Annotated in this window: 18 protein-coding genes; 12 read left to right on the plus strand and 6 right to left on the minus strand. The window is 52.5% G+C overall.

The window, feature by feature from the left end; translation table 11 throughout:
- Window positions 1-189 precede the first annotated feature (189 nt).
- The 10 genes from ABDW36_RS10005 (at window position 190) to ABDW36_RS10050 (ending at window position 14,915) form a co-directional block, all read left to right on the plus strand.
- Window positions 190-1,587 carry an aminotransferase class I/II-fold pyridoxal phosphate-dependent enzyme gene (locus ABDW36_RS10005; RefSeq protein WP_343701754.1) on the plus strand — a complete coding sequence of 466 codons (1,398 nt, stop codon included), beginning with the start codon at window positions 190-192 and terminating at the stop codon, window positions 1,585-1,587.
- Window positions 1,588-1,600: 13 nt separating this feature from the next.
- Window positions 1,601-3,001: a neutral/alkaline non-lysosomal ceramidase N-terminal domain-containing protein gene (locus ABDW36_RS10010; protein ID WP_343701755.1), complete on the plus strand. Its 1,401-nt coding sequence runs from the start codon at window positions 1,601-1,603 to the stop codon at window positions 2,999-3,001.
- 24 nt (window positions 3,002-3,025) lie between these two features.
- Window positions 3,026-3,982, plus strand: coding sequence for an amidohydrolase family protein (locus ABDW36_RS10015; protein WP_343701756.1), 957 nt, complete (start codon window positions 3,026-3,028; stop codon window positions 3,980-3,982).
- Window positions 3,983-3,994: 12 nt separating this feature from the next.
- On the plus strand, window positions 3,995-5,305 hold the full coding sequence (locus tag ABDW36_RS10020; protein ID WP_343701757.1) for a hypothetical protein: 1,311 nt from the start codon (window positions 3,995-3,997) through the stop codon (window positions 5,303-5,305).
- A 7-nt stretch (window positions 5,306-5,312) separates the two neighbouring features.
- Complete coding sequence (locus ABDW36_RS10025) at window positions 5,313-7,475, plus strand: PVC-type heme-binding CxxCH protein (RefSeq protein WP_343701758.1); 2,163 nt, start codon at window positions 5,313-5,315, stop codon at window positions 7,473-7,475.
- 111 nt (window positions 7,476-7,586) lie between these two features.
- A complete protein-coding gene (locus ABDW36_RS10030; protein ID WP_343701759.1) occupies window positions 7,587-7,880 on the plus strand; it encodes a high-potential iron-sulfur protein in 294 nt (97 codons plus the stop codon).
- A 26-nt stretch (window positions 7,881-7,906) separates the two neighbouring features.
- Window positions 7,907-8,800 carry a hypothetical protein gene (locus tag ABDW36_RS10035; RefSeq protein ID WP_343701760.1) on the plus strand — a complete coding sequence of 298 codons (894 nt, stop codon included), beginning with the start codon at window positions 7,907-7,909 and terminating at the stop codon, window positions 8,798-8,800.
- Window positions 8,801-9,019: 219 nt separating this feature from the next.
- A complete protein-coding gene (locus tag ABDW36_RS10040; protein ID WP_343701761.1) occupies window positions 9,020-12,133 on the plus strand; it encodes a TonB-dependent receptor in 3,114 nt (1,037 codons plus the stop codon).
- Between the two features lie 19 nt (window positions 12,134-12,152).
- On the plus strand, window positions 12,153-13,961 hold the full coding sequence (locus ABDW36_RS10045; protein WP_343701762.1) for a RagB/SusD family nutrient uptake outer membrane protein: 1,809 nt from the start codon (window positions 12,153-12,155) through the stop codon (window positions 13,959-13,961).
- Window positions 13,962-13,991: 30 nt separating this feature from the next.
- Window positions 13,992-14,915, plus strand: coding sequence for a DUF5017 domain-containing protein (locus tag ABDW36_RS10050; RefSeq protein WP_343701763.1), 924 nt, complete (start codon window positions 13,992-13,994; stop codon window positions 14,913-14,915).
- 100 nt (window positions 14,916-15,015) lie between these two features.
- Here ABDW36_RS10050 and ABDW36_RS10055 read toward each other — a convergent pair whose 3' ends face one another.
- From ABDW36_RS10055 to ABDW36_RS10075, 5 genes are read right to left on the minus strand one after another with little or no spacing between them, the layout of a single operon-like run.
- Window positions 15,016-15,720: a hypothetical protein gene (locus ABDW36_RS10055; RefSeq protein ID WP_343701764.1), complete on the minus strand. Its 705-nt coding sequence runs from the start codon at window positions 15,718-15,720 to the stop codon at window positions 15,016-15,018.
- Window positions 15,721-15,780: 60 nt separating this feature from the next.
- Complete coding sequence (locus tag ABDW36_RS10060) at window positions 15,781-16,800, minus strand: hypothetical protein (RefSeq protein WP_343701765.1); 1,020 nt, start codon at window positions 16,798-16,800, stop codon at window positions 15,781-15,783.
- Between the two features lie 11 nt (window positions 16,801-16,811).
- Window positions 16,812-17,564 (minus strand): hypothetical protein, encoded by a 753-nt coding sequence (locus ABDW36_RS10065; RefSeq protein ID WP_343701766.1) that lies wholly within the window; start codon window positions 17,562-17,564, stop codon window positions 16,812-16,814.
- A 15-nt stretch (window positions 17,565-17,579) separates the two neighbouring features.
- A complete protein-coding gene (locus ABDW36_RS10070) occupies window positions 17,580-18,371 on the minus strand; it encodes an HmuY family protein (protein WP_343701767.1) in 792 nt (263 codons plus the stop codon).
- A 2-nt stretch (window positions 18,372-18,373) separates the two neighbouring features.
- Window positions 18,374-19,060 (minus strand): HmuY family protein, encoded by a 687-nt coding sequence (locus ABDW36_RS10075; RefSeq protein ID WP_343701768.1) that lies wholly within the window; start codon window positions 19,058-19,060, stop codon window positions 18,374-18,376.
- Window positions 19,061-19,223: 163 nt separating this feature from the next.
- Here ABDW36_RS10075 and ABDW36_RS10080 point away from each other — a divergent pair, with 163 nt between their 5' ends.
- Window positions 19,224-19,553, plus strand: coding sequence for an antibiotic biosynthesis monooxygenase (locus ABDW36_RS10080; RefSeq protein WP_343701769.1), 330 nt, complete (start codon window positions 19,224-19,226; stop codon window positions 19,551-19,553).
- Complete coding sequence (locus ABDW36_RS10085; protein WP_119079550.1) at window positions 19,553-19,675, plus strand: alanyl-tRNA synthetase; 123 nt, start codon at window positions 19,553-19,555, stop codon at window positions 19,673-19,675. Before ABDW36_RS10080 ends, ABDW36_RS10085 begins: the two co-directional genes overlap by 1 nt.
- Window positions 19,676-19,703: 28 nt before the next feature.
- On the opposite strand, the gene ABDW36_RS10090 is transcribed toward ABDW36_RS10085, so the two are convergent.
- The gene (locus ABDW36_RS10090; protein ID WP_343701770.1) at window positions 19,704-20,690 is read right to left on the minus strand and encodes an AraC family transcriptional regulator; all 987 of its coding nucleotides are present in this window, start codon (window positions 20,688-20,690) and stop codon (window positions 19,704-19,706) included.
- Between the last annotated feature and the right edge of the window lie 5 nt (window positions 20,691-20,695).

Below are 20,695 nucleotides of genomic sequence, written 5' to 3' on the forward strand. Positions count from 1 at the left end.
TTTGTGTAAATTAGATTCCGGAAAGAATGATCAACCAGGATTGATATCCGCCGGCCCTGGCGGAAGTGACAGCGGCATGTTCTATGCATCATTAGAGGCGGGTGAAAAAAGCTACAGTAAAAAATCAAAGAGGCGTCCGGCCAGGTGAATTCGCAACTCAATTCCTATCAATACTTAAACCCGGCATACATGGAAAATAATATTTCGCAAAACGACGCCCCCAACCCGCGGCGCTCTTTCCTGAAATCTTCAGGGGCGCTTACGGCAGGCCTTTTGCTGGGCGGCTCCCTCAAAGCCGCAGATACCTTTCACATCAACGGAAGCGCTGCCACCCCGGCCATATTGGGCGGTGAACCGGTGCGCCGCGCCACCTGGACAAAATGGCCTATCTGGAAACCGGAAACGGATGAGCAGCGGGTGGTAGACGTGATCAGGAGCGGCATTTGGTCAAGGGCCAGCGTAGTGACGGAATTTGAAAAAGAATGGGCCGCCGCGCTGGGCGTGAAAAGGAGCCTGGCCGTAGTAAACGGCACCAACGCCCTGGTAGTAGCGCTCAACCAGCTTAATATCAGGACCGGCGATGAAATTCTGGTACCGCCGTACACGTTCATTGCCACCATCACTGCAGTGCTCTCCAACGGCGCCATGCCGGTATTTGTAGATATAGACCCGGATACTTACCAGATAGACCCTGCCAAGCTGGAGGCGAAGATCACGCCGCGCACTAAAGCCATCATGCCGGTACACATCCTGGGACTGCCGGCAGATATGGACCGCATCATGGCCATTGCCAGGAAACATAACCTGGTGGTAGTGGAAGATGCCTGCCAGGCGCACCTTGCGGAATATAACCATAAAAAAGTAGGCACCATCGGCAACGCCGGCTGCTTCAGTTTCCAGAACTCCAAGAACCTGGCCATTGGGGAAGGCGGCGCTGTAGTGAGTGATGATGAGGCTTTTATGGACCGTTGTTTTTCTTATCAAAACTACGGCTATCCCTATGGTACCATGGCGGGTGTAGTAGGAGCGGGCAGCACCATGCAGGGAACCAAGGTGCGCCTCACGGAATACCAGGCGGCTATAGGTCTCTCGCTGCTGAAAAGGCTGGACGGGGAAACCACTACCCGCAACAACAACGCGGCCTACCTGAAATCACAGATCAGCGGTATTCCCGGTGTGCGCCCCTATAAGCTGTATGATAAAGTGACGAGAGGTGCGTTCCATCTGTTCCCCTTCCGGTACAATGAGGCCGCGTTCAAAGGCCTGCCGCGAGAAGCGTTCCTGAAGGCCATGCGCGCGGAGGGCATCCCCTGTTCCGGCGGGTACACCGTGCTCAACAACCAGCTTTTCCTCAAAGATGCATTTGAGTCTAAAGCTTACCAGAACTCCTACCCAAAAGAACAACTCAATTTCGAAAGATACGTGGCGGACAACCGCTGCCCGGAAAATGAAAAGCTTTGCAAAGAGGCAGTATGGTTCACGCAAAACATGCTGCTGGGGCCTAAAACGGATATGGACGACATTGCCGCGGCCATTGCACGCATTCAGAAAAACGCAGACAAAATAAAACTGGCCGCAAAAACATAAACATCAGCCCAATATGAGTACGCATCACACATTTCAATTGAAAAAATTGAAAGCGGGTTTCTTTTGCCTGTTCCTCCTTATCTATCTCAACTGTCCGGCCCTGGCGCAAAGAGGGTGGAAGGCAGGCACGGCCCGCGTAAACATTACCCCGTCCACAAACATGTGGATGGCGGGTTTTGCTTCCCGTACCAAACCGGCGGAAGGCAAGATGCATGACCTTTGGGCCAAGGCGCTGGCCATGGAAGATGCACAGGGGAAAAGGGTGCTGTTGATCACTTCAGACCTGTTGGGTTTTCCCAAATCTGTTTCAGACCGCATCCGTAACGCTATTCAAACAAAATACAAGCTGCAGCGCAGCCAGGTAATGCTCAACAGCTCACACACCCACTCCGGCCCTGTGATCGGAAATGCGCTGTCAGACATCTACCTCTTTGGCGCAGACCAGGCCAAACTGGTTGAACAATATTCTTCAGAGCTGGAAGCTAAAGTGACAGACCTGGCGGGTAAAGCGCTGGCAGACCTGGAACCGGCTGAACTGTTTGTACAGAACGGCGTAACACGCTTCCAGGTGAACCGCCGCAACAACAACGCAGGTTTACTGCCCTGGGTGTCTGATCTCAACGGCCCTAATGACTATGCAGTGCCGGTCATCAAAGTGCAAACGCCTAAAGGAAAGCTGAAGGCGGTGGCTTTCGGTTATGCCTGCCATCCAACCGTATTGAGCGGCAATCTGTATTCTGCAGACTACCCCGGTTTTGCCATGCTGGAGCTGGAAAAAACTTATCCCGGCGCCACTGCCCTCTTTTTCCAGGGAGCCGGCGCTGACCAGAACCCGCTCCCCCGCGGTACGGAAGCACTGGCCAAACAATATGGCAAAGAGCTGGCTGCCGCCGTAGAAAGGGTATTGGAGGAAGACATGAAAAAGCTGGCGCCCACCATCACTACGGCTTATGCAGAAGTGCGCCTGCCGTTCACCAACCTGCCTGATGAGGCCAAGCTCACCCAACTGGCCACCAATGGAGTGGAAGGTTATCCCAGGCGTTGGGCCGCCCGCATGTTGGCAAAAGTGAAAAACAACGAGCCGCGTGACAAAGACTACCCCTACCCGGTAGAAGTATGGAAGCTGGGAGATCAGCCGGTGATAGGGCTCGGCGGTGAGCTGGTGGTAGATTACAGCATCAGGCTGAAAGAGATCTTCGGGCTGGATGCTTTTGTGATGGGCTATTGTAACGATGTCATGTCTTACATCCCTTCCTCCCGGATATTACGGGAGGGCGGCTACGAGGGCAACATGGCCTGCATGGTATACGGACTGCCTACCGCGTGGAGCCCTGAAACGGAAACCATCATTCTGCAGGAAGTGATCAAACTGGCCAAAGAAGCGCAGATACCGCTGCGGCCGGTGGTTCTTTAAAAAAAAATAATTCTGATCATCCATATGAGTACAATGCCATTATCACGCAGGGAATTTATTGCAGGGGCAGGCATACTGCTGGCCGGTACGGCCCTGAAACTGCGCGGCGCGGGTTTACCTGAGCCGGAAGCGGAACAGTTGATAGACATTCACCAGCACATCAGCTATATGGGCCGCTCTGATGCAGACCTGATGCATCACCAGCGGGCGCTGGGCGTAACCCGTACCATCATGCTGCCGTCAGGCACGCCGGTCAAAAGGCCTTCCACGCACGATGGCAAGTCTAACGGCCTGCAGGCTAAAGCCGGCGGCAATGAGGCCTGCTACCAGCTGGTGCAGCAGTACCCCAAAGAGCTGCTGTTCGGCGCTAATGAAGTACCTGACCTGCCTGGCGCCACAGCGGAAATTGAAAAGTACCTCAAGCTGGGCGCAGTGGTAATAGGCGAACTGAAATTCGGGGTGGACTGTGATTCCCGGGAGATGCAACGCATCTACGAGCTGGCGCAGGCCTACAATGTACCGGTATTGATGCACTGGCAGTTTAACATGTACAACTACGGTTTTGACCGCTTTCATAAAATGCTGGAAAAATACCCGAAGGTCAATTTCATCGGCCACGCCCAAACCTGGTGGGCCAATGTGGACAAAAGTTATACAGACAAGCAAGGGCTTTATCCAAAAGGGAAAATAACGCCGGGCGGCCTTACAGACCGCTTGCTGAGTGATTATCCAAATGTGTACGCAGACCTTTCCGCAGGCTCAGGCCTCAACTCCATTACGCGTGATGAAGAACATGCAAAAGCATTCCTGAAAAAGCACCAGGATAAGCTGATGTATGGCAGTGATTGCCTGGACGCCACGGCAGAGCTGAAGGATTGCTCTGGTGCGGGCACATTGGCGGAAGTCAGGAAACTGGCGCCTGATAAAAAAGCGCTGAATAAAATACTGTACAAGAATGCGAAACGAATATTCCGGTTATAGAAAAATCAAGCAATGATACCAGTAGACACAGTTACAGATAAAGCACTGACAGCCAAGCCATATTTTTCAGGGTTCGAATTGGCCCATGACACTTATAACGCGATTACAGCCGCCAGCAACGGAAAGATTTACTACGTGCTCTCATCAGAGTCTTATGACATTGGAGGGCAGATTTATGTATATGATCCCGCTACAGACCGTTCTGAATTTCTGGCAGATCTTACGGAAATATGCGGGGAAAAAAATGCGTCCACTATTCCGCAAGGCAAAAGCCACGTGCGTTTTCACGAAAGCGGGGGCAAGCTGTATTTTGCTTCGCATGTAGGCGTATATGAAATGATAGACGGTATGGAACGCCTGCATGTGCATGCACCGGCGGGCTACAAGCTTTACCCCGGCGGGCACTTTCTTTCATATGATCTGAATACCGGCCGGTTTGAAGACCTGGCCATTGCCCCGGAAGGTGAAGGCATTATTACCATGACCATGGACAAGGAAAGGAAACAGTTATACGCGCTTACCTGGCCATTGGGTTATTTGATCCATTATAACATACATACAGGAGAACTGAAGAACCTTGGTTTAACCTGTGCCCGCAGTGAGGCCGGAACGGTGGGGGATGATTACCGCACCATCTGCCGCTCCATGTTCGTAGACCAGGATAAGGGGAATGTGTACTTTTCTACCGCGGAAGGTTCCATCTTCACCTATCATCCTTCAGGTAACGCCCTGGAGAAGCTGGAAGACGTAGATCTGAAGATAGACTACTTTGGTACTTACGATGCCACGCGCCCCGGCAGCATGGGGTATAACTGGCGCAAAATATTCTGGTACGCGCCTGAAAAGGTAGCGTACGGTGTACATGGCAACTCCGGCTACCTGTTCCGTTTTGACCCGGCTGAAAAGAAAGTGGAGATCGTAGACCGTATTGCCTCCTCATTGTCTCAGAAAAGCGGCATGTATGACCAGTTCAGCTACGGCTATCTTGGTTTCATACTGGGCCCAGACGGAGAAACCATTTATTACCTCACCGGCGGCCCGGTGTACGAGAACGGAAAAAGGGTAACCGGGGCCAGCCAGATAGCAAAGGGTGCGGCAAAAGGCATAGAAAACCTGCACGTGGTTACCTATCACCTGCCTACCGGCACGTATAAAGACCATGGCGCGGTGTTCTATCCTGACGGAAGCCGTCCTACGTACGTCAATTCCATTGCCATTGGCGCAGACGGCAATATCTACACCCTGGCGCGGTTTAACTGGCAGGGCAACGAGATACAGGACCTGGTGAAGATCCCGAACCCTTTCCGTTTAAAAATTTCCTGAATCCACTATGAAAAAATTAATAACAGACAGCAACATGAAGAACAGGCGTATTTTTTTAGCTATCGGTGTGGCGCTACTGGCCGCATGTAACGAGCCGCGGTACAAGGGCCCGCTTTCACCGGAAGAATCCATAAAAACGTTTGACGTGGCAGAAGGCTTCAAGGTAGAAGTATTTGCAGCGGAGCCATATGTGAAAGATCCTGTAGAGATGGTGTTTGATGAAGAAGGGAACTGTTTTGTGATGGAAATGGGAGATTATCCCTACAAGCCGGAGAAAGGGCGGGGTACGGGCAAAATACGCCAGTTGAAAGATATGGACGGGGACGGAAGGATAGATTCTGCCATTGTATTTGCTGAAGGCCTGCCCAGCGGTACCAGCATGTTGCCGTGGCAGCAGGGCTTGCTGGTAACGGCGGCGCCCGATATATTATTCATGAAAGATACAGATGGAGACGGGCGGGCAGACAGCACGGAAGTACTGTTCACCGGTTTTTTTGAAGATAACTCGGAGGCCCAGATCACCAGCCTGCGTTACGGCGTAGATAACTGGATCTATGCCAACAACAACGGGCAGAAGGGCCTGGTAAAATTCCTGCGCAAGCCGGATGCGCCGCCGGTGGCCGTAGGCGGCGGAGACTTCCGTTTCCGGCTGGATAAAGGGCTGTTTGAAGTAGAATCCGGCGTTGGGCAGTTTGGCCTGGCCATGGATGACTACGGGCATCGTTTCTTCACGCAGAACACATTGCATATACAAACGGCGCCTATTCCCTGGCGGTACCTGCACCGGCATGATTACCTGCCGTCCTACAGGGGCGTAGCCAATATTTACAAGGATACACCGGTGGTGTACCAGGTGAGCAAAACGCCTTACTGGCGGCAGGAGCGTACAGACCGGCGGCAGAAGGCATACGATGAGCAAGGCCTTGGCAGAAAAGAATATGCAAGAGAGCATTTCACCGGCGCTTCCGGCGGCACAGATTATAACGGCGCCGGTTTCCCGCAGGAATATTACGGTTCCGTGTTTACCGCGGAAGTGGCTTGCAACCTGGTACACCGTGACCAGATAGACACCTTGCACAACGGGCCTTTCTTTGCGGCGAGGCGGCCGGCAAAAGAATTGAAAAGAGAGTTCATTGCGGCGTCAGACCCCTGGTTCCGCCCTGTGAACCTGGCCAATGCGCCGGATGGTTGGCTTTACCTGATAGACATGTACCGTCAGCATATAGAAACACCGGTATCTATTCCGGAAGACCTGAAAACGGATATGGACTTTATGCTGGGCAACCAGTACGGCCGCATCTACCGGATTGTACCCACGGGCGCCACAGTGCAGCACAATGTAAAACCCGGCCTCCGCGGCAAAACAACAGAAGAGCTGGTAGCGCTGTTGGGCAACGCCAGCCGCTGGTGGCGCGTGAACGCTCAACGGTTGCTGGTGGAAAGGAAAGACGCCGCTGCTATTCCCATGTTGAACGCGTTGTACATGTCTGCCAACGCCAGTGAAAAGGCACGGCTGCATGCCTTGTATACGCTGGAGGGGCTGGATGCGCTCAACAGCGGATTGGTAAGGCAAGCCATGAATGACCCGGCGCCCGGTATTCGTGAACACGCTGCTATATTGGCGGAGCGCTATCCGGATTGTTTGCCTGCACTGCTGAAGCTGAGCGAAGACACGGTGCCCCTGGTGGCCTTCCAGGCTACGCTGAGCCTTGGCCAGTTCCCGATAGATAAAACTTCAGGAGCCTTGGCCACTGTACTGGAGAAATACGCTAAAGACAAATGGTTCCAGTCTGCCATACTCAGTTCACCAGCCGGTATTTCCATGCAGTTCCTTACGTATTTGCAGACCACCGGTGCGCTTGACAAGGAAGGCCGCTCAGACAAAGGCGGGTACCTTGCCACCTTTGCCCATGCTGTTGCCGCGCGCAACGCAGCAGGGGAGGTGAGCCACCTACTGACCCTCGCGCCGCAGCTGAACGAAAAATACCAGACGGCTATTTTGGGTGGTGTTACCACCGGCCTGAAAGCCGCCAAGAATAAAACCGCTCCCGATGCTGCCTTCGGGCCTGCCCTGGCGGCATTGGAAAAAAGTGCAGACGGAAAGGTGAAGGCGGCCGCGGAAAAATTGTCCGCATCATTGAAGGAAACAGAAAAAACAGGCGGCAAATAGATCTGCCGCAAAACATATTCGCACAAAAAAGAGAAAGTGTAAAAACACTGCATGATGGAAAAACAGCATTATTCGCGCCGTTCGTTTCTGAGAAATACTTTTTCATCTGGCATGCTGCTGCTCACAGGCGGCCTGCTGGCTGCAGGCTGTGGTGACGGCAAAAAAGAAAACAAAGCGGAGGAAAAGCTGACTTCCTGCCAGGACTATAGCCACCTTACGGAAGAAGACCTGGCGGCGAGGAAGAAACTGGGATATACAGACGCTTCTCCCGATCCCGAAAAGCATTGCAGGCTGTGCAACCTCTACAAGCCCCCGAAAGAAGGGGCTAAATGCGGAGGCTGCCTGCTGTTTAAAGGGCCGGTAGAAGCGGAGGGCACCTGTACGTACTGGGCGCCCCAAACCTGACAAATGTACCAATAAATCATACCGTCATGATGAAACGCTTGTCAACACTTGTGGTACTGGCTTTGCTGTGCCAGTACCCCCTCTTTGCCGGTAACAGTCCGGGTAACGGCCGCGGGCAGCCGCAACAGCTAAAAGGCACCTACAGCGGCCTGCCGCGCCTTGCTAATGACCGGGCAGATCTGCCGCGCCTGCTGGCCGAACTAAAAGACATTCATGCCAATACGTACAACTGGCTGATCTGGACACGCGCAACAGACTGGGACGATCTGCAGGCTTTTCTGCCCATGGCGCGCAAGGCAGGCATTAAAGTGTGGGTAACACTGGTGCCGCATTCCGAATCTCCCCCGCATGCCAAATATTTTTCCGAACCCTTCCGGCTCGATTTTGAACGCTGGGCCAGGGAACTGGCCACACTCAGCCTGAAAGAGCCCGCCCTTACCGCCTGGAGCATAGATGATTTTGTGCACAACCTGAAGGTATTCACGCCGGAATATGTTGGCAGGTTCACCGCCGCGGCAAAGGCCATTAACCCCAGGTTTGCCTTTATTCCCTGCTGTTATTACCGGCAGATCAATGCCGCCTTTTCATCCACCTATGCACCTTATCTCGACGGAGTGCTGTTTCCCTACCGCGCTGAATCTGTAAAGGCCAACCTCACAGACGCCACGCAGGTGAAGGCGGAAATAGATACCATCAAACAATTGTTCGGGGCTTCTTTCCCCGTAATACTTGACATCTACGCCACCGCCCACAGCCGCCTGGGGCCGTCTACGCCGGAGTATGTGAAAGACGTGCTGAAGGCAGGCCTGCAAAATGCGGACGGGGTGTTTATCTACTGTCATCAAGACCCTGCGGCCCAGCCGGAGAAGTATGCCGTAATCAGGCGGGGATTTGCGACAGCGAAAAAAGGCATACCATAAAGACGATAGAAGCATACAGCCGAAAGGCCTGAGAACAACAGAAATCGGGAAAACAACAAACGCTCGCCTCAGTCAAAAGACATTCAGCACAGGATTTATTATTCGAAAAACCGTTTAAATATTCGCTTACACGGGTACGTACCCGAAACTCAACCAAAAGTATTACATATGATTACGCAAAAACCTTCGTGGTGCATCCCATTACGGATGGGAGGTGTCATGCTCATGCTATTCCTTTTCGTAGCGCCCGGGCAGTTACGGGCGCAGCAACAAAAAACGGTCACCGGCACCGTGCGTGAGCAGCCGGCAGGCACGCCCATGCCCGGCGTGCGGGTAATGGTGAAAGGCACCTCTAAAGGCGCCAGCACCAACGAGCAGGGCAAATATACCCTCACCGTGCCTGAACAGGCCATACTGGAATTTTCCTTTATAGGCTACCGCAAAGAAGAACGCCCCGTGGCCGGTAAAACCACGATAGACGTGAGCCTGGAAAGGGAAGATGTAACATTGAACAACGTGGTGGTGATAGGTTATGGTGCAGTAAAAAAACAAGACCTCACCGGTTCCGTGAGCCAGGTAAAAATGAAAGAGCTGACCAAAGCGCCGGTAGCTTCATTTGCAGACGCGCTGGCGGGCCGGGTGGCCGGTGTGCAGGTGTCTTCTAATGACGGCCAGCCCGGTGGCGCGCCCAACATTGTGATACGCGGCGCCAACTCCCTCACGCAAAGCAACGCACCGCTGTACGTGATAGACGGCTTCCCGGTAGAGAACCCTGAAAACGCGGCCATTAACCCGGAAGAGATAGAGTCCATGAACATTCTCAAAGACGCTTCCGCCACTGCCATCTACGGTTCCAGGGCGGCCAACGGTGTGGTAGTGATCGAAACCAAACGGGGTAAAGCAGGTAAGCCGGCCATTACGTTCAACACCTCTTACGGCTTCCAGGAAGTGCCCAAAACCATAGAAATGATGAGCCCTTACGAGTTCATCAAATACCAGTATGAACGGCGGCCTGACATTACCGCGGAAAAATATTTCACAGACGGCAAAACGCTGGAGTCTTACCGCAACACGCCGGCCATAGACTGGCAGAACGAAGTGCTGCGTAAAGGCCCTATGAGCATCAGCAATATTGCCGTTCGTGGTGGTAACGACGTAACTAAATATGCCATCAGCGGATCGTTGTATGACCAGAAGGGCGTAGTGATCAATACGGACTTCAAACGCTACCAGGCCCGCTTTACGCTGGACCAGGACATTGGCAAGAAACTGAAGGTAGGCGTAACCGCCAACTACAGCCGCCTCAAAACGTTCGGGCAGCCGGTGGCCTCCAATCCCGGTTCCAGCTCTATTTCCACTTACCTCTGGTTCAGGGTGTGGGCATACCGCCCGCTTTCGGGAGATGAGGTGAGCCTTACGGATGAAATAGCTGACCCAGAGAATATCACGCCGTCTGACATCCGCATGAACCCGTTGATTACTGTGCAGAACGATTTCACGAGAGACCTCTCTACCGTCTTTTCCGGCAACGCTTACCTCAGCTACAGCATCACAGATGACCTGGTGCTGCGCCTCAGCGGTATTGCCAACGGGGAGATCAGGAAATCAGAGCGGTTCTACAACAGCAAGACCCCGCAAGGCAGCCCGTTGAACCCTAACAACCTGCGCGGCGTTAACGGCAGCGTGGGCAATACGGAGATCAATATCTGGAGCAGCGAGAATACGCTCACCTATAACAAAACTTTTAATCAGCATCATAACCTCACTGCGGTAGGCGGTTTCTCCGCGCAGGAAACAAGAGTGGCCACCAACGGCTACGCCGCGCAAAACCTGCCTAATGAAAATCTCGGTGTAAGCGGTATGGATGAAGGTGTACCCTATTCCGGCACGGCTACTTCTGAAGGCAATACGCTCATGTCTTTTTTTGGCCGCATCAATTATAACTATCGTTCCAAATACCTGCTCACTGCCACCTTCCGCGGAGACGGCTCCTCCAAGTTTGCACCGGAGCGCCGCTGGGGATATTTTCCTTCCGCCGCCATTGCCTGGAACATGCAGGAAGAAAACTTCCTGCAACCGGTGAAAGCGGTGTCAAACGCCAAGCTCCGCCTCAGCTATGGTATTACAGGTAACAACAGGGTAGGGAATTTTGAATGGTTTGACCGCCTCACACAAAGTATACAGGGTTACTCCTTCAACAATGGCACGCCTTCTTCTACCATCAACCCGGCTAATATTGCCAATAAAGACCTGCGCTGGGAACGCACCGCGCAATTGAACCTGGGCTATGACCTGGGCCTGTTCCGGAACCGCATTGAATTTACGGTAGACCTCTACCGCAAAATTACCAACGATCTGCTGCTGCGTGCAGACCTGCCGCCCAGCACCGGTTTTGGCACAGCTTTCAAGAATATAGGCCGGTTGAAGAATGAAGGTATTGAATTGAGCCTGAACACGGTCAATATTGCGAAAGGTGATTTTACCTGGCAAAGCAACTTCAACATCAGCTTCAATAAAAACACCATTCTTGAACTGACGGAAGGGCAGCAGTTCCTCCAGAACGCTGTTTCTTTTGAGTCACAGTTTTCTTCACCGCTCTATCTCTCTGCCATAGGCCAGCCCGCGGGCATGTTTTTCGGGTATTTGTTTGACGGTGTGTACCAGTATGCAGACTTTGACAGCCCGGCGCCGGGCGTATATGTGCTGAAAAAGGAGCAGCCGGCTAATGGCACAGGCAGAACGGCCATTCAGCCGGGAGATATCAAGTACAAAGACATCAACGGAGACGGCCTGGTGAACAGCCTGGACATGGTGGTGATGGGCCGTGGCCAGCCTATTCATACGGGTGGTTTCATGAACAATTTTTCTTACAAGGGTATTACGCTGAGCGCATTTTTGCAATGGTCTTACGGCAACCAGATCTACAACGCCAACCGCCTCACGTTTGAAGGCAACAGCAACGGCCGGCATGAAATGAACCAGTTTGCCAGCTACGTGAACCGCTGGTCTCCGGAGAACCAGACCAATGCCAATTACCGCACCAACGGTCATGGGCCCATTGGTTATCACTCTTCCCGCGTGCTGGAAGATGGCTCGTACCTGCGGCTGAAAACGGTATCACTTTCCTATAGCCTGCCCGCACGCTACATCCGCAGGCTGAGCATGAGCAACCTGACATTCAGCATCACCGCCCAGAATTTGCTCACATGGACGAAGTATTCCGGCATGGACCCTGAAGTATCTGCCCGCAACTCCGTGCTCACGCCGGGCTTTGACTTCTCCGCCTATCCGCAGGCACGCACCCTGATGTTTGGGCTGAATGCCAATTTCTAAACCATTAAACTGATCCGGCATGAAAAAGTTATGTAGTTTGCTGGCCATAATAGCCGTAACGGCCGGCGCCTGTAAAAATTTCCTGGACGTAAAGCCGTCTGACTTCCTTTCTTCTTCCAATTATTACACCACTCCTGCTGAGCTGGAAACAGCGCTCACCGGGGTGTACAACATACTGTCCCATTCTGCTTTATACCGCGGCGGCATTGTATACCTCAACGGCTTTGAGGCAGATGAGGCTTACATCAACCGTTCTACGCTCATCAACTATCCTTTCACGTTTGACTATACGGCCACCAATCCTACCATAGAAGGTTTCTGGTTTGCCTGCTACACCGGCATCAACCGCGCTAATACATTGTTACAAAACGTAGACAAGAATACTGCGCTTGACCAGGCCCTTCGGGATAAGGTACGTGGCCAGGCGCTCTTTTTAAGAGGCTACTACCTGTTCCTGCTGGCGCAGAACTTTGGCGGTGTGCCCGTTTTCCTGGAACCGGTGGCTTCAGTAGAAGGTACGGATGCCAAACGGGCCACGCTCAAGGAAACTTATGACCAGGTGCTGGCAGATATGGAAAAGGCGGAACCGCTCGTTGAAGAGATCAGCGTAGCCAAAAGCAGCAGGGTGAACAAGTCTGCCGTAAGAGGCATTTTGGCGCGGGTATGCCTGAATATGGCCGGGCAGCCGCTGAATGACCAGAGCAAGTATGAAGCCGCAAGGAAGTGGGCTAAAATGGTGATAGACGATGGTTCCCATGCGCTGAACCCTTCCTACGCAGACATATTCATAAAAATTGCGCGGGATGAATACGATATCAAGGAAAGCATCTGGGAAGCAGAGTTCTGGGGTAACGGCATGGACGCGTATGCCATGGCGGGTAACAATGCTCGCATCAACGGCCCGGCTTCCTCCAATCCCAATACTGGTATGTGCCCGGCATACGTTAACATCACCGGCAAGTTTTACAACGCTTTTGAGACGGGAGACCTGCGCAAGCCCTGGAGCATACCCAACTTCAAGTACCTGGCCACCGGCCCCCGCGGCGCCAAAACATATGAGGCCCCGCCTACGCCTACCAACGTTTACCTGGTGAACACCGGCAAATACCGGCGGGAATATGAAACGCTCACACCGCAGAACATCAACAGCAGCCCGCAAAACTGGCCGGTGCTCCGTTTCGCTGATGTGTTGCTGATGTATGCCGAAGCGGTGAACGCCATCAGCGGCCCCACTGCGGAAGCGGTAGGTGCCGTGAACCTGGTGCGGCGCAGGGCCTGGTCTAAAGGCATTAAAGAAGTGACTATTACAAATGGCGGTGCAGGCTACACCAGCGCCCCCACCGTGAGCTTTAGTGCCGGCAGCAATGCGCAGGCCACTGCGGTAATAGCAGACGGCAAGGTGACCGGCGTCACCTTTGCGCCGGATGCCGTGGTGGGCGCTTTAACAGGCAGCTATACTTCCGCGCCCGCCGTTACTTTCAGTGGCGGAGGGGGCAGCGGCGCAACGGCCACCGCCACCATCTACACCGCGGCGGATGCAGACGTGCCTGCTACTGCTACCGCCACCAAAGAAAGCTTCCTGCAGTTCATTCAGCAGGAGCGTTTTCGGGAGCTGAATACGGAAGGATTGCGAAAGTTTGACCTCATCCGCTGGGGCATATTCGTGTCTTCCATGCACCAGGTGGCTGACATGATACAGCAAGACGTAGGCGCGCCCTCTTACCTGCAACGCTTCCGGAGCGTAACGGAAAGGCATAACCTCTGGCCCATCCCCGCGAAGGAAATGACACTGAACAGGCAAATGGTGCAAAATCCGGGATGGGAATAAACCAGTGGCTCACACAAAAAAAGATCATGTATGAAATTCAGTCATCTTATTATTTTTAGCAGCCTGCTGCTGCATATGGCCTGCACAAAAGACATTGAGCTTAACGGCGGCACGCCTGATTTTGAGGTAGTTTCCACTACCGGTACTTTCAAGCGCGGCGAACCTGTGCTATTCAAATTTGCCGGTGACGCCGATAACATATCCTTTTATTCCGGCGAGCCGCAGAAAGATTATGCTTTCCGCAACGGCAGAACAGAAGCTGCCACCGGCGGGCTGCTGGCCTTCACTTCAGCCGTTACAGGCGGTGCGCAGGCAGGCCAGTTTTCCGTGCTGGTCTCTTCAGACTTCAACGGCAACTATACAGACATTGCAGCGGTAAAAGCCGCCACGTGGACGGATATTACCGCCCGTTTTACGCTGGGTTCAACCGCTACCTTTGCTGCTTCCGGCACTAAAGACGTAACAGACCTGCTGGTGAAAGGCAAGCCGCTGTATGTGGCTTTCCGGTACATCACCAAACCGCAGCAGCAAAACGGCGCCGCCCGTACCTGGATGGTGCAGGGTTACACCTTCCAGGGCATCACGGCACTGGGCAATCTGACCGGCGCGGATATGTTTACCGGCGCTTTCAGGCTGGTAACTTCCAACCCGGCCACCGCGCCGGCCCGTTCAGCTGTGAGCACCAGCCGCCTCACCCTGCTGGCCAACGAGTTTACGACAGACAATGACCCGCTAACGGAAAACTGGGCCATTGGCGCACCGGTAGCCTGGGAGCAGCTCAACCTGGGGCCGGACAGGCCTGTGGGCATCAAGGGGGGAACGGGCGCGCGGCTGGAAAGCTATGCGCACACGTATACCCAACCCGGTACTTATAAAGCCAGCTTTGTGGCGGCTAATGTGAATATAGACGAGCGCAGTGAAGTGGTAAGGGAAGTAACGGTTACGATCCAGTAACGCAGGGTGATTGATCCGCCACTCCTGTTTAACCTGGTTATATTTCAGCTGAAAAGGGCTGGCCAAATGGCCAGCCCTTTTTACAGCAACAGGTAAGGTGTTATAATGTTTCGTAAATGAAGTTGTAATAAGGGAACATTCCTCCTGTAACCCCATCCTGGTAAATGGAGGTGATCTGGAACTTTACAATAGTGGAACCGCTTTTCAGCAGCAGCGTTCTGCCGCTCACCGGCTCTACGGTATGGCCAACCCAGTGATAGATATACCAGCCTTTGCTGTTGGCGTAGGCTGCCACGGGCGCAGGGGCAGGGCCGGTTACCTGGTCCATGCCTATAATATTGGGAGCGCCGCTGGGGTGAGCGCCGGGGTTCGTGGCCGCTGCCCAGTCTGCCGCGGTCACTGCGGCAAAACTTTTGTTGATGAACTTCAGGGAGTCAGCAGAAGTAATGTCTCCTGTGGCAACACCGGTCATTTTTATTTCGTAAGTGCTGGGCGTACCGGCATTGTTTTCCGAAAAGCGCCAGTAGAAATTACCGTCTGCCGGTTGTCCGCTGCCGGGGCTATAAGCCTGTTTGAAATTCTTTACGGTATATACGTTGCCGTTGCGATATACTTTGCCGCCGGCTACAACGCCCGGCCCGGTAATGTCTGAGCTGTCACCATCGGGGATAATAACGGACAAACGGGAACTGTTGTCTCTCAACAGGGGGCTTTCAGGGGATGCAACATCATGTTGCTTGGAGCAGGCTGCCAGCAGCAAGGTGGCCAGCGTAAATGCGGATAGTGTTTTTGTGATATGTTTCATAAAAAACGGGTTAAATAAATGAAGGGTTTATATACCTGTTGCGGTAATATTTTTGAGGGATTATTCTGTAATGGTAATTTTAGCCGACCCGCTTACCGGCACGTATACTTTTTGCGGTTTTGTCCATGACCAGAACCCGATAAAGTCGGTAGTACGCAGGTCAATGAACATGCCGTCTGCCTCATAACCTTCCAACTGGTACACACCAACGGGGAAGCTGGATGGTACGCGGTAGGTGGCTGTGGTAGCGGTAAAGCTCACCAGCTCAAAGGCGCCTATTTCCCGTTCTGCCCATTCCGGGGTATACCCATATACCCGCGCTTCTTTCATTTCAAGGAAACCGGTGCCGCTAAACGTAATGGTATTGCCGCGCTTTACGGTAAAGGGCGTGTTCAGCGGGTCTGCTTTCGGCTTTTTATCGCTGGGGTACAGTACCGCAAAGCGGTACTCTTCGGAAACATAACTTTGCATGCCGCTGGTTATTTTAATGCGGTAGGCGCCTTGTTTTATATCGTCCGTGTCCGGCACCTTGATCTCCATGATATTCCCTTTATACTGGTTGGAGCTAAAGCTGAGGGGGCAATTTTTTTCCCTGCCGCTGCTGTCAATGATGTAAAATTTGGTGAGCGCCGGATCTCGTGCCAGGTAGAGAATGCCGTTGTCAGTAGATACCTCTATAACGCCGCCTTTCGTTGTTGTCAGGTTCAGGTCCCGCACAACAATGGGTGGCTGGTTCACCTGTACTTTCAGGAAGTAGGTTTTGGTAGAGCCGTTCTGCGCCTTTACGGTGAAGCTGGTACCGGTTTTGAGATCTACCGCTGTACCCGGTGCAGGGATTACTTCCGCTTTTTCCGAAACGGTAATGGCCGGTGTAACGGTAGCAGGCATAGGGATGTAGGACGGCCAGTACACAATGATACTATCTCCGCTGATGGCTCCGTTAATTGTTTCCGCTGCGGGTGTTTCAATGCTGAAACTTTGAATGCTTTTGTAAGGGAAGGCGGCCGTTTCCGTTTCTTTTTTACAGGCAACGGTCAGCGCCAGCAGGCATAGAACGATGAATATTTTATGGTTGAGCATGTTATCTTGAATTACTGGAGTTTGGTAATACGGATGGGATACTGCATAGTGGCGGATTTCCCGTAAACATATACCCGCACTTTATACAGACCGGTAGCGGGCAGCGCGGTAACTATCGGAGGGTAAGGCTCATTGAATTTTGCGATGGAAATATTCAGCCTGGTAAGGTCATTGTTAGTAGAAAGACCAACGGCGAGCGGAGGATATTCCTTGCCCGATTCATCTACCAGCAGCACCTCCAGCAGATCATGATTTTCATGAAACCCCGTGCCTTTGACCGTAAAGCTGATGCTGGAAAAACCCGGCTTCATGTCGAGCGTATATTCATTTACATCTGTTGCGCTGGCACTCAGCTCTTCCAGGGTTACAGGCGGTTGCTGCGCTTCAATTTTCAGCGTGTAGGTACGGGTTCTACCATTGGCCGCCGTAACAATGTATTTTATGGGTCCCTTTTTCCTGAATATGCTCAGGAGGCCTTCAATGAAGGTGCCACTGGCAGGCTGTATGGTAGCGCCTGCGGTTACTTTTATTTCAGGCTCCAGCGTTACCAGCTGCCGGTAAATGGGCAGGTATACGGCTATGGTGCTGTCTTTTTCATTGATAGCGCCCTGTATGGGCTCACCCTGTACGTTCACGATCTTGTATTCCAGTATTTGCGCCGGATACTCTTCCGGCGGGGCTACAATTTCCGTTTTGGTACAGGCGGGAAAGAGGAGGGCCGATGTACAGCAGGCTATGGCTGTAAGGCGTAGATATTGTTTCATTGTTTATTGTCTGACTTATTTGATATCAAGGTTTTTGCTGCCATCCATCTGTATGGCGTAAGTGAAGGTGACAAAGCCAGGTTTATCATCACGAGTGGGATTGGCCGGCCCGTTTTTGTACAGGCTCTCTATCATCACCTTGGCATAATGCCCTTTATGTGTCTTAACGATCATAACTCTTGGCATGGAGTACACAATGTGCGCTTTCTTGGGATTGCCGGGGAAGAGGCTGCCGTAGAAATCATAATGCCCCCAGCCGTCAAATTCGCTCTGGAAATGGTCCAGCGCAATATCCCGCGTGAGGAACCGGTTGTCTTCTGCCGGTACTGTTTTCACAGCATCAAACGCAGATTGCCAGAGAGATGAGGGAATAGGCAGGGTATGCGGTTTGAAGTTGAGCGTATCATAATATTGCGCATCAAACTTCCTGTCTACCACCAGGTACAGCAAGGCTTTGCCGGGGCCGCCAAAGGCAGGGGAGCCGGTGGCGGTGCCATTGTTGGGGTATACGCTGCTGTTGTAGATGCCGTAGAATACAATGTCCCAGTTGCCGGTTTGCCGCTGCGAAGCAGGAATTACGCGGTTTTCTTCGAGGCTGTAATAAAGGGAAACCGCATCTCCGGAAGAAGTGGCATTGGTATCTGCTACCAGGTTTACGATACGGTACACACCCGTCTTAACGCTATTGCCGTTGCCGGGTGGTCCCGGCTCAGGGGCGGGACCGTTGTCTTTTGAACAGGCCGCCAGCAGCACTGCTCCGCAGAGCAGCAGCCCGGCCCGGCGCCATTCTTTTTGCATGAACGTCATGGTTAATTGGTTTTTAGATCGCGGCTGCCGTTTTCCTGCACAAAATATTTGAAGGTGAGGTAGGGGGCAGGCCAGAAAAGATCGGTAACTACAGGCGGGTTGCCTTTGTAAATATTCAGCAACGCCAGTTTGGCAAAGCGGCCGTCAGCCGTTTTTACAATAAATGTTCTGTTTTTAATGGGCACGGCAATGTGGTTGTTCAGGGAGTAGAAGTACCACCCGTAGCCGCTGCCGCTGTCCCAGCCTACACCGGCCACCCCGTTGCGCTCAAATTCTTCGTCAGCGGGCGCGGCATGCACCTGGTCATAAGGCGCTTCAATAATCACCATCCTGCCTACGCCAGGGCCGCCGTAACCAGGCGTGCCGGCTACAGTGCCGTTGTTGGCCACTACGTAGGAATTGTATTCTTTGGTGAAGGCAATGTCCCAGTCCGCGTTCTTCAAATATTGCGCGGAGTCTGCCGCTGTTTTGATAATGCGGGTTTGCCGCGTGCTGAAGCTGAAAGTAACACCGTAAAACGGCCGCTTCTCCTTGCCGTCAACGCCAGTGCCCATGGAGGCCAGCGTATCTCCGGGCATATCGGAAATAATGGTACTTTTGATATCCTGCGGAGCGGGCGGCGCATCGTCCTTACTGCAGGCGGCAAAAATACAGGCAGCGGAAAGGTATATGAGTGCACGTTTTATCATGATGCAAAGTTGCGCACATGCGTCAACCACTTAGGGAAAAGAAGCTACCCGTCAGGGAATTTCCAAACACGATTTTTCCGTTTGGGTAAGCATAATTCCGGAAAGGGCAAATGACATTTGTGTGACAGTGGTAATTTTGATCTGCAATTAAAACAGATCACTTATGAACAAACATTTTGTAGCCATTAACTACATTCAATGCAATGCAGATTACCAGGAAAGGTTTGAGCAATTGTTTGCCACCCGTGCCGGCGCTATAGATACCATGCCCGGTTTTGTGAACATGCACGTGCTGCGCCCGGCAAAGCAGGAAGACGCTTACCTGATTGTCAGTTACTGGGAAAATGAACAGTCCTTTAAAGACTGGACCCGTTCTGAAGCCTTTATGGCAGGCCACAAACGCGGGTTTGAAGATATAGCGAAGGCCAAGGCAGAGGGTAAACCTGCACCCATGAGCAGCGATTTCAAAATATACCAGATAATCAGCGAATAATGGAAACAACTACCAGGCAAAAAGTGGTCAAATGGCTCAAAAAGCTGGGCTTTTGGGGGTTCATATTCTTCCTGGTGAAAGGGCTGTTGTGGCTGGCCGCCATTTACTGGCTGGCAAAGTAATAACCGGAACGGTAAGGCGGTATTCGCTTTACCGTTTCATAATGCCCGGTGCAAAGCCGAAGTGTTTTTTGAATGCCCTGGTGAAATGGGCAGTGTGTTTGTAACCCGAAAGATATGCTACTTCAGACACGTTTTTTCCCTGTGCCAGCAGTTCCCGCGCATGCGTCATTTTTATTCCCTGCAGATATCCGTACACGGTAGTGCCGAATACCAGCTTGAAATGACTTTTCAGGTACGCATCATTGGTACCTACCTGGTGGGCCAGGTCTATGAGCGTACAGGGACTGTTCATGTTGCTGATGATAATATCACGCGCCAGGTACATGCGTTCCACGTCTTCTTTCTTTAATGTACGCGTATTGGCATCCTGCCGTATGCCGAGTATCTGTTCATACTGTTTTAGCTGAATGGCCAGCAGCTCCATGGTTTTGGCCTTGAGGTAGAGCTGTTTGTAGCGCCCGTCCAGCGGACAGTTCAGCATGTCATATAAAATAGTGCTGATGCCGGCCTGCAAGGGCAGGTGCTCTTTACTGAGAGAGGCCGGCGCGTTGTGTGCCATGCTCTGGTGGAACATGGTATACAGCGGATGTTCTTCCGGCAGGAAGTTGAGCGTCAGCTCAGGACTGATACCCAGCTCAAAAGTTTCCAACGGCTCATTGGCGTGCCAGTTCAGGTGTATTTCCTGCTGCGGGAAAAACAGGTAGTTATATTGCTGCTTTTCGAAAGACACGAGCATTTTATGCCCGGCATCTATGTGGTAACTCTTGCTGCCGCTGATGGTATAGCTTAATTGCAGGAAAGGCTGCTGGTTGGCAATCACTACTTTGCCGGCCTGGCTGGAGCGTACATTGTAATAACCAAGATGTATACCTTCCGGACTGGATAACTCGTACAAATATCCCTGGTGCACCTGTGAGGCAAGCGTCTTTTTCTTTTCCCTGAGACTGTCCCTCCCGTGAATATCAAATGCACAGGATTCGTACAGCCGGGTTTGATCTGGATGGAGTGCAGACAAGGGTA

The organism is Chitinophaga sp., assembly GCF_039596455.1.
Classification (GTDB): domain Bacteria; phylum Bacteroidota; class Bacteroidia; order Chitinophagales; family Chitinophagaceae; genus Chitinophaga.

Coding starts and splice junctions, on each gene's coding strand:
- ABDW36_RS10040 (WP_343701761.1), top strand. CDS start 9,020: ATGCTCATGCTATTCCTTTTCGTAGCGCCCGGGCAGTTACGGGCGCAG.
- ABDW36_RS10030 (WP_343701759.1), top strand. CDS start 7,587: ATGCTGCTGCTCACAGGCGGCCTGCTGGCTGCAGGCTGTGGTGACGGC.
- ABDW36_RS10080 (WP_343701769.1), top strand. CDS start 19,224: ATGAACAAACATTTTGTAGCCATTAACTACATTCAATGCAATGCAGAT.
- ABDW36_RS10015 (WP_343701756.1), top strand. CDS start 3,026: ATGAGTACAATGCCATTATCACGCAGGGAATTTATTGCAGGGGCAGGC.
- ABDW36_RS10050 (WP_343701763.1), top strand. CDS start 13,992: ATGAAATTCAGTCATCTTATTATTTTTAGCAGCCTGCTGCTGCATATG.
- ABDW36_RS10010 (WP_343701755.1), top strand. CDS start 1,601: ATGAGTACGCATCACACATTTCAATTGAAAAAATTGAAAGCGGGTTTC.
- ABDW36_RS10085 (WP_119079550.1), top strand. CDS start 19,553: ATGGAAACAACTACCAGGCAAAAAGTGGTCAAATGGCTCAAAAAGCTG.
- ABDW36_RS10005 (WP_343701754.1), top strand. CDS start 190: ATGGAAAATAATATTTCGCAAAACGACGCCCCCAACCCGCGGCGCTCT.
- ABDW36_RS10060 (WP_343701765.1), bottom strand. CDS start 16,800: ATGCTCAACCATAAAATATTCATCGTTCTATGCCTGCTGGCGCTGACC.
- ABDW36_RS10035 (WP_343701760.1), top strand. CDS start 7,907: ATGATGAAACGCTTGTCAACACTTGTGGTACTGGCTTTGCTGTGCCAG.
- ABDW36_RS10045 (WP_343701762.1), top strand. CDS start 12,153: ATGAAAAAGTTATGTAGTTTGCTGGCCATAATAGCCGTAACGGCCGGC.
- ABDW36_RS10065 (WP_343701766.1), bottom strand. CDS start 17,564: ATGAAACAATATCTACGCCTTACAGCCATAGCCTGCTGTACATCGGCC.
- ABDW36_RS10020 (WP_343701757.1), top strand. CDS start 3,995: ATGATACCAGTAGACACAGTTACAGATAAAGCACTGACAGCCAAGCCA.
- ABDW36_RS10025 (WP_343701758.1), top strand. CDS start 5,313: ATGAAAAAATTAATAACAGACAGCAACATGAAGAACAGGCGTATTTTT.
- ABDW36_RS10055 (WP_343701764.1), bottom strand. CDS start 15,720: ATGAAACATATCACAAAAACACTATCCGCATTTACGCTGGCCACCTTG.
- ABDW36_RS10070 (WP_343701767.1), bottom strand. CDS start 18,371: ATGACGTTCATGCAAAAAGAATGGCGCCGGGCCGGGCTGCTGCTCTGC.
- ABDW36_RS10075 (WP_343701768.1), bottom strand. CDS start 19,060: ATGATAAAACGTGCACTCATATACCTTTCCGCTGCCTGTATTTTTGCC.